This is a genomic window from Enterococcus sp. AZ077, from assembly GCF_051714965.1.
GTDB lineage: Bacteria > Bacillota > Bacilli > Lactobacillales > Enterococcaceae > Enterococcus_B > Enterococcus_B hirae.
Genome location: NZ_JBIOSX010000001.1, coordinates 2,007,992 through 2,023,463, shown reverse-complemented (window position 1 = coordinate 2,023,463; position 15,472 = coordinate 2,007,992). Strand labels below are relative to the sequence as shown.

Annotated in this window: 14 protein-coding genes and 1 riboswitch; of the genes, 9 read left to right on the top strand and 5 right to left on the bottom strand. The window is 37.1% G+C overall.

Annotated features, from left to right (window positions below; all coding sequences use genetic code 11):
* Nucleotides 1-87: 87 nt before the first annotated feature.
* Entirely contained in the window at nucleotides 88-1,020 is a 933-nt protein-coding gene (gene yidC / locus IGL28_RS09410) for a membrane protein insertase YidC (RefSeq protein ID WP_010718510.1), read from the bottom strand.
* 338 nt (nucleotides 1,021-1,358) lie between these two features.
* On the bottom strand, nucleotides 1,359-1,634 hold the full coding sequence (locus IGL28_RS09405) for an acylphosphatase (protein ID WP_010718509.1): 276 nt from the start codon (nucleotides 1,632-1,634) through the stop codon (nucleotides 1,359-1,361).
* Nucleotides 1,635-1,741: 107 nt separating this feature from the next.
* Here IGL28_RS09405 and IGL28_RS09400 point away from each other — a divergent pair, with 107 nt between their 5' ends.
* The 4 genes from IGL28_RS09400 to IGL28_RS09385 all read left to right on the top strand — a co-directional run bounded on the left by IGL28_RS09400 (nucleotide 1,742) and on the right by IGL28_RS09385 (nucleotide 5,481).
* On the top strand, nucleotides 1,742-2,506 hold the full coding sequence (locus tag IGL28_RS09400; protein ID WP_034700883.1) for a TrmH family RNA methyltransferase: 765 nt from the start codon (nucleotides 1,742-1,744) through the stop codon (nucleotides 2,504-2,506).
* Between the two features lie 124 nt (nucleotides 2,507-2,630).
* On the top strand, nucleotides 2,631-3,134 hold the full coding sequence (locus IGL28_RS09395; protein ID WP_010737939.1) for an HD domain-containing protein: 504 nt from the start codon (nucleotides 2,631-2,633) through the stop codon (nucleotides 3,132-3,134).
* 248 nt (nucleotides 3,135-3,382) lie between these two features.
* Nucleotides 3,383-4,030: a FusB/FusC family EF-G-binding protein gene (locus IGL28_RS09390; RefSeq protein WP_010718506.1), complete on the top strand. Its 648-nt coding sequence runs from the start codon at nucleotides 3,383-3,385 to the stop codon at nucleotides 4,028-4,030.
* Nucleotides 4,031-4,072: 42 nt separating this feature from the next.
* A riboswitch (Fluoride riboswitch) is annotated at nucleotides 4,073-4,140 on the top strand.
* A 48-nt stretch (nucleotides 4,141-4,188) separates the two neighbouring features.
* Entirely contained in the window at nucleotides 4,189-5,481 is a 1,293-nt protein-coding gene (locus tag IGL28_RS09385; RefSeq protein WP_010718505.1) for a voltage-gated chloride channel family protein, read from the top strand.
* Between the two features lie 62 nt (nucleotides 5,482-5,543).
* Here the strand turns inward: IGL28_RS09385 and IGL28_RS09380 are convergent, their stop codons facing one another.
* The 3 genes from IGL28_RS09380 to IGL28_RS09370 all read right to left on the bottom strand — a co-directional run bounded on the left by IGL28_RS09380 (nucleotide 5,544) and on the right by IGL28_RS09370 (nucleotide 8,599).
* Nucleotides 5,544-6,743: a YdcF family protein gene (locus IGL28_RS09380; protein ID WP_010718504.1), complete on the bottom strand. Its 1,200-nt coding sequence runs from the start codon at nucleotides 6,741-6,743 to the stop codon at nucleotides 5,544-5,546.
* 301 nt (nucleotides 6,744-7,044) lie between these two features.
* A complete protein-coding gene (locus tag IGL28_RS09375) occupies nucleotides 7,045-8,352 on the bottom strand; it encodes a serine hydrolase (protein ID WP_081128019.1) in 1,308 nt (435 codons plus the stop codon).
* 124 nt (nucleotides 8,353-8,476) lie between these two features.
* A complete protein-coding gene (locus IGL28_RS09370) occupies nucleotides 8,477-8,599 on the bottom strand; it encodes a hypothetical protein (RefSeq protein WP_010718502.1) in 123 nt (40 codons plus the stop codon).
* Nucleotides 8,600-8,831: 232 nt separating this feature from the next.
* Here IGL28_RS09370 and IGL28_RS09365 point away from each other — a divergent pair, with 232 nt between their 5' ends.
* The 5 genes from IGL28_RS09365 (at nucleotide 8,832) to IGL28_RS09345 (ending at nucleotide 15,455) form a co-directional block, all read left to right on the top strand.
* Nucleotides 8,832-9,938: a baeRF6 domain-containing protein gene (locus tag IGL28_RS09365; protein WP_010737935.1), complete on the top strand. Its 1,107-nt coding sequence runs from the start codon at nucleotides 8,832-8,834 to the stop codon at nucleotides 9,936-9,938.
* Nucleotides 9,939-10,381: 443 nt separating this feature from the next.
* Nucleotides 10,382-10,582: a cold-shock protein gene (locus IGL28_RS09360; protein WP_005875554.1), complete on the top strand. Its 201-nt coding sequence runs from the start codon at nucleotides 10,382-10,384 to the stop codon at nucleotides 10,580-10,582.
* A gap of 283 nt (nucleotides 10,583-10,865) precedes the next feature.
* Nucleotides 10,866-13,646, top strand: coding sequence for a helicase C-terminal domain-containing protein (locus tag IGL28_RS09355; RefSeq protein ID WP_081128186.1), 2,781 nt, complete (start codon nucleotides 10,866-10,868; stop codon nucleotides 13,644-13,646).
* Nucleotides 13,647-13,723: 77 nt separating this feature from the next.
* The gene (locus IGL28_RS09350) at nucleotides 13,724-14,245 is read left to right on the top strand and encodes a cell wall elongation regulator TseB-like domain-containing protein (RefSeq protein WP_010718499.1); all 522 of its coding nucleotides are present in this window, start codon (nucleotides 13,724-13,726) and stop codon (nucleotides 14,243-14,245) included.
* 19 nt (nucleotides 14,246-14,264) lie between these two features.
* Nucleotides 14,265-15,455 (top strand): pyridoxal phosphate-dependent aminotransferase, encoded by a 1,191-nt coding sequence (locus tag IGL28_RS09345; protein ID WP_034700871.1) that lies wholly within the window; start codon nucleotides 14,265-14,267, stop codon nucleotides 15,453-15,455.
* Nucleotides 15,456-15,472: the final 17 nt, after the last annotated feature.

Below are 15,472 nucleotides of genomic sequence, written 5' to 3'. Positions count from 1 at the left end.
GATCAGAGGACAAAATAAAAAAGGAGGAGAGGCGTTCTCTCTTCCTTTTTTATTTTAGCTATTTTGAGAAACAAACGAAATGCTTAGTTATTTCCGTTTTTGTTGTTTTCCAGCGTTACGACCTGTTTGGTTTTTAGGTGCTTTGACTTGTTTCTTCACTGGTTGTTCGCTATCCGCAGGTGTCACGTCTTTACGAGGTGTTACGACTTGCTTCGGTGGATTTTGTTTTAACTCTTCTGCCACTTGAGCTTTTAATTTAGGCTTCATGATGACATTTGTAATGAAGGTTTGCAAACAACTAAAGATACCACCAACTACCCAATAAAGTGTGACTCCAGCTGGCGCACTGATCGACATGAAGACGATCATCGCAGGCGAAACGATAAGCATCGTACGCATTGTTTTCTTTTGTTCTTCAGGGATACCGATTGTTGAAATATATCCTTGAAGTAAATAAGCAGCACCAGCAATCGCAACTAATACAAAACTAGGGTGTCCTAAGTCGATCCCATAGAAAGAGGATTCACGAATGCCTTCTGTATAACGAGCTGTGAAATAAAGGGCTGAAAAGATCGGCATTTGGATCAAGAGAGGCAAGCAGCCGATCCCGCCAGTCATACTTAACCCATTTTCACGATAAACTTGTTGCATTTCAGCTTGTGCAGCCATTTGTTCTTCACGAGTAGTCGCCGTTTTTAGTTTTTGTTGAGCGGCTTCGACTTGCGGCTTCAATGCTTGCATTTTTTCAGATTGGATCATTGTCTTTTTCGATTGACTAATACCTAATGGCAAAATGATGATACGAACGATGACTGTCATTAAAATAACAGCCCAACCATAGGACCAGTTGAAGTTCTCCACTAAATATGTAATCGCTTGTCCCATTGGATGGACTAATACTCGGTACACGATACCTGATGTGTCAGGGTTACCATTTGAATCCAGACGAACACAACCAGATAAGAAAAGCATGACTGTGACAAGGCCAGAACCCAATACCCAATTTTTCCATTTATTCATAAAATACTTCCTCTTTTATAATTTTTACACAAAATTAACTATACTAAAAAAGCACACACAATTCAATCTACTTTATAGAAAATTCATAGATTCCTACCTATATGGACTTAAAAAAATAAAAAAGTTATTTGTCAAACCACAAAAAGGAAAGGGAGAAAAGCCATCGGTTAAACAGAAGCAAAAACGATCAAACGAGTGAGGGACGATTAGAAGAGAGAAGGCACGTTGTTTCTTTAAAAAAAGTCCTTTATCGTCAAACTTTCTTAAAGTCATGTGAGCCTTCTCATAGTGTAAATAGAACTACCTTTTACGTGTTTCGTCCATTCAGAATCAGTAAATTAGCCGATCACATCAAATTTTTTTCGTTCTTCCATCATCGGATTATCTTGCAAGTCAACGTATTGTACGCGACCACTAGGACTTGGAGAATCCTTTACTTCTTCAATGAATCTTTTGATCGTTTCCTCATCGCCACATGCTTCGATTGTCACCGAACCATCTTCTTCGTTTTTAACTGTGCCTGTGATCCCTAATTGATCGGCAACGATTTTTGTCATATAACGAAAGCCAACACCTTGGACACGTCCTTGAACGTTCATCTTGATTTTTTTCATCATATCCACCTTTCTTTCCTTGCTTTTTAAATTAATGATACCGATTTTTTGATGTTGTAACAAGTTCAAGGTTCGAATTCATGCTATAATTAAGTGAGGTGAAAAATGTGAAAGAAATCCAATCAGCAAAAAATCCAAGAATCAAAGAATTGAAAAAACTACATAAGAAAAAATACCGGGAAGAAACAGGCGAGTATCTACTCGAAGGATTCCATTTGGTTGAAGAGGCAGTTGCTTCTCATGCCAAAGTAAAAGAAATCTTAATCACAGAAAAAGGGTTAGAAGAGTGGGAGGAGTGGCTTAAAAACCATTTAGACATCCCTTGTACCTTGGTAACGAATGAAGTCATGGCTGTGGTATCAGATTTGCCAACACCCCAAGGTATCTTAGCCGTTATGCTCTACGAAAAAGTAAACATGCCCGAATTAACTGGAGGATGGTTATTGTTAGATAATGTCCAAGATCCTGGGAATGTTGGAACAATGATTCGTACGGCAGATGCTTTTGGACTATCTGGTGTCGTTTTAGGAAAAGGATCAGCTGACATTTATAGTACAAAAGTGTTAAGAAGTATGCAGGGGAGCAATTACCATCTACCAATACTTCAAACAGACCTTGAGCAAATGATCCCGCTTTTAAAGGAACACAATTTTAATATCTATGGAACGGAATTGAACGAGGATGCTCGTTCATTAGAACAGGTAACTGTTCCTGAGAAGTATGCAATTGTCATGGGGAATGAAGGGCAAGGCGTGCGGCCCGAAATTCTTTCCTTGACGGATAAAAATATCTATATTCCGATTCGCGGAAATGCTGAATCATTAAATGTAGGAGTGGCAGCAGGCATCGTACTTTACCATTTCTCTTTATGATTAAGGAACTATTAAGCTTTCTACATTTTGATGGAACCTCACTAGAATATTCCGAACACTAATGGTATACTAGGATCAATTTCAAAGGAAAATGAAATTCAAAAAAGGTGGCAGATCAATAATTATGACAGAAAAATGGCGTGAAGACGAAGAATATATGTCTTATGTAGAAGATCTATTAGCAACAGATGCAGTGAAGAAATTAGCCAATTATACACAACATGTCCACTCCACTCGATTAGAGCATTCTCTTAGTGTTTCTTACTATAGTTATAAATTAGCCAAAAAATGGGGTGGTAATGCAAAAGCAACCGCACGTGCAGGTCTTTTGCATGATCTTTTCTACTATGATTGGCGTACAACAAAATTTGATGAAGGAACGCATGCTTATATCCATCCAAGGATCGCAGTGAAAAATGCAGAAAAAATTACTGACCTATCCGATTTAGAGCGTGATATCATCTTAAAACATATGTGGGGCGCTACGATCGCACCGCCTAAGTATAAAGAAAGCTATATTGTGACGTTTGTCGACAAATATTGTGCTGTGAAAGAAGCAGCACAGCCGATGACTGCTTCGATGAAACAAAAATGGCAAAGATATTTCGGCAAAGAACAATCGATTTAATACGATGTGATTAAGAATTCTTCCTGAGAAATTTCATAAAATTTCTCAGGTTTTTTTTTATTGACGAACCATGATTTTTACTGTTTACTTTGTATCAAGAACAAGTTGTTGAAACAAACTTAAAGGGGGTGATGATAAGATGCCATATGGATCTTATTTAAAAGAGTGGAAAAGCTTTAACTAACGTACTTTGCTGAAGTTCTTTTCTTCAAAGTACATTCACTTGAAAGAAGAAAGGACTCAAAGTCATGGAAAAAACAATTAAACCTTATCAATATTATTTTATTAAAAGAGAAGTCGAACAATTAATATCAGTCTATCATTCAGTAAACGATTCTAAAACGATCGAAACGGTCCAAGCATTAGCTGTGGAGAGAATAGAGGAACTAGTAGAACCCTCACAAAGGATGAACCTTTTCTTAGAAAACATCTTAGATACTTCTTTGACCAAAGAAACTGCTGAACGCTTATTAGAAGAATTAAAAGAATCAGTTCAACCTTTTGAGCAACCTTCGAAAGCTCAAATCGAAAAATTATTCCGAAAAGTGAAAAAGCTAAAACAACCTGATTGGAATCATTTGGATTTAAGAGAACACACCTATATTGGATGGAATGATCCTGGTACCCAGAAAAAATTTCTTGTTTATTATGATGAATCAGGGAAGTTAAACGGTATTCGCGGGACTTTGTCCCCGACCATTACGAAAGGGATTTGTACGATTTGTAAAAAAACTTCGAGTGTGTCACTCTTTTTAGCAACAACAAAATCGAATTCAGATGGCACCTATACGAAAAAAGGAAACTATATTTGCCATGATAGTGAGCATTGTAACCACAATTTAGTCCAATTGACTCCTTTTTATGAATTTACTGAGATTGTAAAAAAAGAAGGATAATTTCATTGTATTTTTCATAAATATATGCTATTTTAATTGATGAAGTGAATAGGTGATGGTGTTCGCCTTTAAACGTTAATCTTAAGATAACTAATGACGCCTACTAAGAATCGGGATACCCCTTTTTTTAGTAGGCGTTTTTTTGAGGAGGAAAAGAGATGGAAAATCGATTACCTGATCCAATTAGGGTCGTCGTATACATGGTCAAGTGGCTATTAATCACATTGTTATTGGGAATCTTTATGGGGAGTTTATCAGCCTTTTTTCTCAATAGTTTAACATGGGTTACTAATATACGCCTTGCTTCCCCCTGGTTGTTGTTTCTTTTACCAGTAAGTGGTGGAATTTTTGCTTTTTTATATAGTAAGTACGGAGGAAATTCTGGTAGAGGAAATAACTTAGTGATTGATCAAGGAAATGGTGGGGAAGAAAAAATTCCTTTACGCCTGATTCCTTTAACGTTATTTGGAACGATTACCACCCATTTATTTGGTGGTTCTGTCGGACGAGAAGGAACAGCTGTGCAAATGGGAGGCGCTTTAGCAGAAAATTTAGCCCGTCTCTTTCGGTTAAATAAAGTGGAACGGGAGTTATTGGTGATCAGCGGGATCAGTGCTGGTTTTAGTTCCGTTTTTGGTACGCCTCTGGCTGGAACACTATTTGGGTTAGAAGTTTTAGCAATTGGAAAAGTTAGAACAGAAGCCTTATTTCCAAGTTTTTTTGCAGCACTATTTGCTAACTTTGTGACTGAAAGCTTTGGGGTGAAACATATCCATTACCCTATGGGTACGATTCCAAGTTGGGATGTATCTCTTTTCTTTAAATTATTCGTTGCAGGCATTGCTTTTGGTCTTATTGGTTGGGTATTTAGTCGTTCGATTGTTTTTTTGAAAACTTGGTATGCCAAAAGAATGGCTAGTCCAGTTCTACGTAATTTTATTGGCGGAGCTGTGGTCGTCATCGCAGCGCTCTTATTGCAAACCCAAAGATATTTGGGGCTCAGTTTGCCTCTGTTAACTGATGCCTTTAATGGTACCGCCCATTTCTATGATTTTCTTGGAAAGCTTGGATTTACTGTCTTGTCTTTAGGTGCTGGTTATCAAGGTGGAGAGGTAACTCCTTTATTTGAAATCGGAGCGACATTAGGTGCTGCTCTAGCACCAATCTTACATGTGTCCATTCCTTTTTTAGCAGCCTTGGGATTCATTGGCGTCTTTTCAGGAGCAACAAATACACCCATTGCTTGTTTTGTTATGGGAATCGAATTGTTCGGTGGACAAGCAGCCAGTTATTTCTTTATGATCTGTCTGGTGAGCTTCATGTGTTCTGGTAATAGTGGAATTTATTCAGCACAAAAAGTAGTAGTGAAAAAGGGAATTCTTTTCCTGCCAATGATGGGAAGTCAGAAACAGTCTGAGCGATCTAAGGGGAGAACGAAAACACGAAAATAGTTGTTGCAAAAGGAAAGATTACAAAAAGTAAAAGGCATTTGGGGGGCACCCAAATGCCTTATTTAAATAAAGATGCTCAAAGCTGCGAATAATACGGTAAATAGCACGATTAAGCCACCAACGATCAAGTGTCTTTTTTTGTGCAGAACCAAGATGGCGATATATTCTCGCAAAAATGCATTCGGCAAGTAGTAAAAGGCAGTTTTCGCTCCGATTCCATCCGCTTTTAAACCAGCTTGCTTTGCATAAAGACCTGCACGGAAGATGTGGTAATTATTAGAAGTGAAAATCGCTCGATATGGCCCACCAGTTTGTTGATCCATGAGTTCTTTAGAAAAACGCATATTTTCTAAAGTTGTCTTTGAATTGGCTTCCACCAAGATATCTCTCTCAGGAATGCCTTTAGCTAAAGCATATTGCTTCATCGCAATTGCTTCCGGCACTTTTTCATCTGATCCTTGACCACCAGACATCAATAGAATAGGCGGGTTCAAGGTTGCTTTACTTTGTGCCCAATAAAAGGCGATCGCTTTGTCGATTCTTTTTGCTAAAAGAGGAGATACCGTTTCGCCATTTAGTAGACCAGCTCCTAAAACGATAATGTAATTTTGGTTGTATCGTGGACGGTTGAACTGATACAAAAAAGAAACGGTTATAAAGTTATAGAAAACCACAAAAAGATAAAACAGAATCAATGGGACAGCCGTGAATAATACATTGAACCATTGTGGGAAATATTGGATAAAGAAGATTTGAAATATAGTATATAACGTCAAAAAGATTGCTAATAATAAAGTTAAGAGATTGGCTAATGAGCGAGATTCTCTTTTTAAAACTAATAACCCGTTCCAAAATAAAAAGACGATCAAAATGTAAACGCCAAATAACAAGATCAACAAAACGGGGATAGCAATTATTGCAAATAAACCACCAATAAAAATATTTTGTGTTTCAAGCAGCAAGGTGACTAAGTAGCCGCCAAAACTAATTAAAAAGAAATTGAACAATACCCCGTTCAATAGTTTGCGTTTTTCAGTAAAATAGGAGAATGCAAAAATACTGAAAAAAACAAGTGGGATCAAAAAGTAAAAGGTGGAATAAAAAATTTCCAAAACAATGAAGTAAGTGACCATCATCATAAATGTCCAAGATCCACAATAAAAGAACAGAGCAGGATCACTTTGACGACGGCGCCAATAAAGAATACCGGTAAACCCTAAAACATAGAGAACCAAGAAAGTCAGGTCTCTTGTCAAATTCATAGAATTAACTCCTTTCGTTTAATGAACACGAAATAAAACGTGTTTTGTTTAGGTTGATACCAATTTACGCAAAAACGATTGATTGAAAGATAAAATCAATAAAATTGACACAACCTTTACTATTATAGCTAAAATTAGAGAAAAAAGCTGTTCTGAAAAATTAAAAACTAAAAAAAGGAAAACTTGAGGCATGTAGCAGGGATTGTTAGATAAAAGTACACCTCCTAAGTTAGACAATGACATTCTGACTTAAGAGGTGTACTTAAAATTCTACATTTTACTTGTTGGCATTTTAGCTGGATTAGAACAAATTACTAAAAAAATCAGTAACATGTCGCCAACCAATCACAAAGATATTTGCTTTTTCAACTGATTTAGCAGTAATAATATCTGTGGTTGGTTCTTTATTGTCTTCCAAATAGCCCAGTGAATCATCGGCTAAGGTAATCGTTGCTGTCCCTACCTTCATACCTTTATTGACGGGGGCTGCTACTTGATCATTCGTTACGACTTTTTTATCAAGGGTAGGAGTAATTTTTAATTTACCAGTATCCATACCATTTCTTACCCAAACTTTTACAGGATTTTTTAAGGCAACAGCTACTGAAGTTTCTTTGCCATCTTTCACTGCTAAGTTTTTTAAATCTGGAATACTTGCATTGGACTTTCCAAGTTCTTTAATTGACCAATTATCATAGCAGTAATCCATTAAACGTCCGGTTTCGTTGAAGCGGGCACTTGGATTTGTAGCATGGTCATCGGCATTTAAAACAACCGTAATGACTCGTCTACCCTCTTTATTGATCGTTCCAACAAAACAAGCACCAGCAAATTCAGTTGTACCAGTTTTTAAACCATCTACGCCTTCTTTGTAGTTAACAAACCCAGAAAGCATCCAATTCCAATTCACCATTTCGACAGGTGACTGAGTCCCTTCGCCGAACGTTTCATTAGTAGTATTTGTCACTTTTAATACCTCAGGGAAATCTAAGATCAAGTGTCTGGCAACGATCGCAACATCTTTGGCTGACATTTGGTTTTCTTCTGTTTCCGAGGTACCTTCAGGACGATTCTCACCGAGATAGGAATTATTTAATCCAGAGGCGTTTACAATCGTTGCGTCGTTAATACCCCAATCTTTTAATTGTTTTTTCATCAATTCAAGAAACTTTGTTTCACTGCCAGCTATTTTTTCGGCTAAAGCTACCATTGATGCGTTAGCAGATTGAATAAAGGCTGAATCAAAAAGTTCTTTGACCGTATAGCTGTTCTCTTTGTGCAAAGGTACGTTTGACAAGTCAGGAACGACACTCAATTTTTCAGCATAATCTGAAATTGGCACTTTTTCATCCCAAGTCAGTTTTCCTTCTTTTACTTGATCAAGAACGATATAAAGACCAATTATTTTGGTGATTGAAGCAATTCCCATTGGTTTTTCTCCATCTTGATCATAAAGGATCTTACCACTCTCTGCATCAACAGCAAAAGCGGCTTTTGCATTGACTTTGAATGATTCGTCAGCGTGAACTGCTGTGATTGGTAAAATCGCAGTAAGGCACAAGATCAAACTTGTTAATAACATGAACAATCGTAATTTTTTTTGAGGCATTTATTTTCTCCTTGTTTTCTAATAGTTTTCCTATAAATTAAAATTTTATCAAAGAGATAGAGTAGTTTCAATATTTCTGATAAAAACATAATAAAAGATATTTATAGAAAAAGGAGAAAAGTGGTTACTTCTCTTGATCTTTGCTACGAATTTTTACCGGTTGCACTTCTGGCTCATTCAATCGAGAAGCAACAAAAATAGTAACAGCAGTTAGGGTTAATAAACTGAAGATCATGAATATGTGCATGTGATCACCTCATTCATTTATTTTCTCTTAGTGTAGCAAAAAGAATTGAATTTCTTTTTAAGAAATGAAAGGAATGATTGAGTAAAGTATGAAATAATTATGAAATTAATTAAATAAAACAAAAATAGAAATAAGTCGTTTTATTAAAATTCGTTTTATTATCTCGAAAAAATTTGTTGTGGTAGACTTTACTTATAGTAAAGGAATGACTTTTTTTAGGAGGGATACGATTATGACAAAAATGGCGAAAGAATTATTGTCACAGCTGACTTCAGAAGGTGCTACAGGCCCATTCGTCACGATTATGTTGAACACCCATGTCGCACATCAAGATGTAGAAAAAGATCAAATCAAGTTCAAAAATTTTGCGAAAGAAGCAAAAAAACGGTTTGAAAAAAAATATGCTGAACATGACTGGTCCTTGTTCCAAGAAAAAATCACTAGTTTGTTAGAAGATGCTTCATTTTGGCGAAGCGCTACAACAAGCGTTGCTGTCATCTTATCTCCAGAACATACGTATATCCATCGCTTAGGTATTCCTGTAGATGACCAATATTATGTGAGTGATCTGCCATATCTTCTAGCGATTATCAAAAATAGTCACTTTAACTACGCTTATTATCTACTAGGATTGAATCGTGATTCAATGAAGTTGTACGAAGTAAACAATAAGCAGGTAACTGAAGTAAAATTACCGGAAGATGCACCGAAAGATGTAGTAACAGCTTTAGGTTCTGAGTTAACAGGTGGCGGATTAAACTATACTTCAAATGGTAGTGAGGGAGCTACGTTTCATGGTGTCAATCCAAAAGATGAGGAAGTAGAGATCGACTGGGTCAATTATTATCAAGCAGTTGATGATTATCTTAAGGATACCTTTGACAATCCTGAAAAACGCCCAATTTATCTCTTTGCATTACCGGAAAACCAAACGATGTTCAAAAAAATTGCTAAAAATCCGTACTATTGTTCTGATGTGGCGATCTCTGCCTCACCTGCACAATTATCGTTAAAAGAAATCGAAGCAGGAGCTAAAAAACTCTCTGAGGAATTAGCTGCGAAAGAAGCAGAAGGGTATAATCGTTTGTTAGATAAGAAATTTATCGATCAACTAGTGGATATCGTTCCAGCTGCTAAAGAAGGGAAAATTTCTCACTTGTTTATTGCTACGTCTAACTTAGTGGATGGATTTGGAGAAGATCCAGAAACAGAGTATGATCGCCGTCAAGTTTTAAATGAATTGGCAGATAATGTCATCATGAACGGAGGACAAGTAGTCATTCTTGAACAAAAAGAGGCACCAGATGAGAAAAGTTTAGTAGCAATCCTTCGTTACTAATAGAGTGACGTGAGATTTTGCATTTTGAATAAAGAAATGAAAGAGCACGACTGGGGAAATTTTTTCCTCAGTCTTGTTTATAGTTAAAAAATAAAAAGTAGAAGAAATCAATTCAACTGGTGTTATTTTACTATCAACTATCGTTCTTATGGGGAATCTTATCAAAAAAAATCGTTAGAGAAAGTCTGAATTATAAGGAAACGATTCCATATTTGTTAGGACGGAATACAGAGATATCCCTCTTTTTCTCGTTTTTGTCAGAAAACACCAGATGAAAAGGAAAAAAAGAAGGGAAAATAGTGGCTATTTTGTAACCGATATGATATATTAAGAGTGTAGTTTTTGTTCGGTAATCTGTGGCATGTTTCAAATAAACATCTTCCAGATATACACCATTCAAGTAATTGCAAAATATGTGTTGAAACACAAGGAGGATTTTTATTATGGAAACAGGTACAGTAAAATGGTTTAACTCAGAAAAAGGTTTTGGATTCATTACAGCAGAAAACGGTAACGATGTATTCGTTCATTTCTCAGCTATCCAAGGCGACGGATTCAAAACTCTTGAAGAAGGTCAAACAGTAAACTTTGACGTTGAAGAAGGTCAACGTGGCCCTCAAGCAACTAACGTTGTTAAAGCTTAATTAATTGATTTGAATAAAAGCTCGATAACTACATTGTAGTTGTCGAGCTTTTTTGTTTTGGATCAATCACGAAGTTAAATAAGTTCTTCAGATAAGTGGAATTGATTCTGCATCGACAGATAGTTGAGTAATCAGCTGGTAGGTAAGGTGATCAGATGATTTAGAAAGTGAACCAATAATATAAAGGTTTTTTTCATAAATGGAAAGAGAGATTAAGAAATTTTCTGGTGATTGTAGTATAATCGCAAGAGAACATTTAAAGGCAAGAGAAGAGGAAGTAAATTTGAAATCAAAAACTTATGCAGTTGTCGATATTGAAACGACTGGGACAAATCCAAAAGAAGATCGCATTATCCAATTTGGATGTGTCATGATTGAAGGTGGTCGAATCACTTCTCGTTTTTCGATTGATATTAATCCCGGACGCAAGATTTCCAAACAAATCCAACATCTGACAGGAATTACCAATCGTCGTGTCCAACAAGCACCTTATTTTGAAGATGTGGCCGCAACCATCTATAATCTGTTGGCGGATACGATTTTTGTTGCTCATAATATTTATTTTGATTATAACTTTCTTAATCAGGAGCTATTAAGGTGCCAAACACCGGGATTAAAGATTCCTGGCATCGATACTGTTGAATTAGCTCAAATCTTCTTGCCAAGTGAGCCAAGCTTTCGATTGGCTGATCTGTCAGAGAGTCTAGGCTTTATTCATGAAAATCCACACCAAGCTGATAGTGATGCCGAAGTGACTGCCCAACTTCTTCTATTGATTGAAGAACGGATGCGCCGTTTACCATTAGTCACATTAGAAGCCATTTATGCATTAAGTGGGCAAACAGGAATGGATACAAGTCGATTTATTCAAAGTGTGATGGAAGAGATGAGAGAACAACCTCAGCCGTTAAACGAAGAATTAGAGATAATTGATGGGTTAGCTTTGCAAAAAAAAGAAGTAGATCTTTATACCAGCATTCATTACAACGAGCAAGTTTATCCTAGAAAGAAACAAGCTAAAGAAAAGATATTTGGGAAAACATTGATGTATCGCAAGGAACAAAATCGCTTGATGAATGCAGTATACGACCATTTTACCAAAGATGAGTCCAAAGATTTGATGATTGAAGCCGCTACTGGAATGGGAAAAACGATCGGGTATCTACTCCCACTCAGCTATTTAGCCACTCCTGAAAAGCCGGCGATCATCAGTACTGTCTCACTGGTACTCCAGCAGCAGATCTTGGAGAAAGATATCCCATTGTTAAATCAATTGTTGGATCAGCCAATTCAAGCAACAGTGATTAAAAGTTATCGCCATTATATCGATTTGCAAAGGTTCAAAGCGACCCTTGAAGCGCCAAAAGAACAAAAACAATATTTACTTTACCAAATGGCAATCCTTGTTTGGTTGACTCAAACGAAAACCGGTGATTTAGACGAATTGCATTTGACCAACTTGAATCATCTTCTCTTTAGTGAGATTGCCCATCGGGGGACTTCATTTTTAGCTAAAAATCAACCGTTTTATGCACAAGATTTTGTTCGTTTTTTAGAGAGAAAGATCCAGCAAAGCAATTTTTTGATTGTGAATCATGCTTTTTTAGTCCAAGAAACCCAAAGAAAGCGACCATTGTTACCAGAGAGTCCATATTTATTGATCGATGAGGCGCATCATTTGCCTGATATTGCAGAGAAAGTCAATGATCGCCGCTTAAGTATTGCGTATTTTTTCAAACAAATCCAACAGTTTAACGAATCGGATCATTTGTTTGACCGGATCAAAGCGTATTTACCAGAAAACCACGAAGTTCAACGTTGGTTAGAGATTTACCAAGAGGAGTTAAACGCACTTAACGAAGCGCAAATTTTTCTGGCAGAAGGACTGAATCAATTTGCGGCAAAGCAAACAAACGGTCAGTATCCAGAAGAAATGATGGTTACTCAAGAAATGCTTTCGCAGTTACCCTTTGAGTCGAGCCTTGCAATTGACCATCTCCATGTGTTTTATCGTGAAATCAAACAACTACAAGACCAAATGCGCTTAAGTTTGACAATCATTCAAGAAAGCTGGACGAAACAAATGCGCATTGATTTAGCCACTCTTTATCAATTATTCGATCAAATGGAAAAGCAAGCAACTTTGATGGAACAGTGGCTGGAAGATTGGCATGAAAATTTGATCCATTGGTTTGTTCCCAACAAAACGGCGCAACAAACGATTTTTCATCTTCACGATTTCAAGGCAGCCTCACTGAAAAGAACAGTTTGGTATCCGCGCTACACGCATATTTTATATATTGGCGGCACGCTTAAAGTGGGACCGAATCGTCAGTATCTTGCGAAACCTTTAGGAATTGAAGGTACACCATTGAAAGTGATCGCATCTCCTTATGATTACGAAAAACAAGCCCGTATCTATGTACCCAAAGAAGCACCGTCAATTAGTCAAGTTGATCAGCAACAATACGTGGACTATTTGTCTCATACGTTGTCTCAATTGATCTTACAAGAAAAGCGGCCAATCTTGGTTTTGTTTACGTCACATGATATTTTACAAAAAGTTTATCAGACGATTCATTTATCCATGTTAGAGCAAGGACGGGAAATCTTAGCCCAAGGGATCGGCGGTAGCCGACAGAAATTGTTGAAACGATTCATGCTGTCTGAAATGAGTGTTTTATTTGGAGCTGATAGTTTTTGGGAAGGTGTGGATTTACCGGGGGATGCTTTACAGATTGTCGTGGTTACCCGCTTACCTTTTGACAATCCGTTACGACCGATGGTGAAGGCAAGGAATACCTATCTTGAATCAGAAGGAATCAACCCATTCTATCAAGAATCGATCCCTAAAGCTGCTTTAAAATTGAGACAAGCCTTAGGAAGATTGATTCGTGGTGAAGAAGATCGAGGCGTTTTATTGATTCTGGATCGTCGATTACTGTCTGCGAAATACAGTAATCGGATCTTGCAGGCCTTACCGAAGAATATTACGATCAAAGAAGAAACATTGGACGATATTTGCAAAGATATCCCAAAATTCTTAAAGAAAAACGAAGAATAAACTTCTTCAGACAATCTATTTTCGCATGAAAAATCTGCTATAATAAAACTTAGCGAATATAAAAGGAGCGACGATCCTTGAAGAAACAATCAAAACAAAAGCAAGAATCTCCGAAAGAAAAAACAATTAATCATGTATTACTAGGGTTGATTATCGCTTTATTAGCGATCATCGTATTTAGTTCGATTTTTTATTTACGTGCGAGCCGCCCAAGGATGCAAGCCAAACAAGAAGCAATTGAGATTGCTAAAAAATACGCAGGACTTGAAGAAGCAGATCACTTTTATTGGTTTACTCGGAATCATACTTACTTTTCTTTGACTGGTAAAAACGATAAAGGGCAAGAAATTGCGGTCATTATTCCTAAATCGGGCGAAAAGGTCAAAGTATTAGCTCAAAAAGATGGGATAACTGAACAAGAAGCAAAAGAAAAAATTGCTCAAGCTCATCCAGAAGTCCAAATCGAAAAAGCTTCACTAGGAATGTACGATAATCAAGCTGTCTGGGAAGTTGTTGGAAAAAATTCAAAGGATCAATTCAATTATTATTTGCTTTCTTTCGAGTCAGGGAAAGAAATAAAAACTATCACTGGAATATAATTTGTAAAGGATGAGTAGGATGAAGCTGTCAAAAAGAGTACAACAATTAGAACCTTCTGTGACGCTTGCTGCAGCAGCAAAAGCAAAAGCTTTGAAAGCACAAGGAAAAGATATCTTAAGTTTAACGGTCGGAGAACCTGACTTTGCAACGCCCGAAAATATCCAAGAAGTGGCGGTTCAGGCAATTAGAAACGGCAAAGCAAGTTACTATACGCCGAGCGCAGGGATTCCTGAACTACGCCAAGCAATTGTCGATTATATCAAGGAGTACTATGGGATCACCTATGAACCTTCTCAAACGATTGTAACGGATGGTGCAAAATTTGCGTTATATGCCCTTTTTCAGACGATTTTAGATCCTGAAGATGAAGTGATCATCCCAGTACCTTATTGGGTAAGTTATGGAGAGCAAGTAAAATTAGCAGAAGGTCGACCGGTATTTGTTAAAGGCGAGGAAAACAATGGATTTAAAATAACTGTTTCCCAGCTAGAAGCATCACGAACCCCTAAAACGAAAGCATTGATCATCAATTCTCCTTCGAATCCGACAGGAATGATCTATGATCAAAAAGAGCTGCAAGCAATCGGAGAGTGGGCTGTCAAACATGATATTTTGATAGTTGCAGATGATATTTATGGACGTTTAGTTTATAATGGCAATGAGTTTACTCCAATTGCAACAATCTCTGAAGCTATTCGTAAGCAAACGATCATCATCAATGGGGTCTCAAAAACTTATGCAATGACGGGATGGAGAATCGGCTATGCTTTGGGGAACCAAGAAATCATCGATGGGATGATTGCAATTGCTTCTCAATCAACAAGTAATTCAACAGCAGTCAGCCAATATGCTGCGATTGAAGCGTTGACTGGTGAGCAAGATCCAGTGGAAGAAATGCGCGTGGCATTTGAAGAACGCCTAAATATCTTATATCCACTTGTTTCAAACTTACCTGGAGTGACACTTAATAAACCACAAGGTGCTTTTTATTTGTTTCCGAATGTAAAAGAAACGTTGGCTATGTGCGGTTATGAGAATGTCACGAAGTGGGTAGAAGATCTATTAGAGGAAACGGGTGTTGCTTTAGTAACTGGTGAAGGATTTGGTGCGCCAGAAAATGTGCGATTAAGTTATGCAACGGATCTTGGAACTTTGGAAGAAGCAGTCCGACGTATTGCGCAATTTATTGAGAGTAAAAGTCAAATATAATCCTAATAATTAAGGTA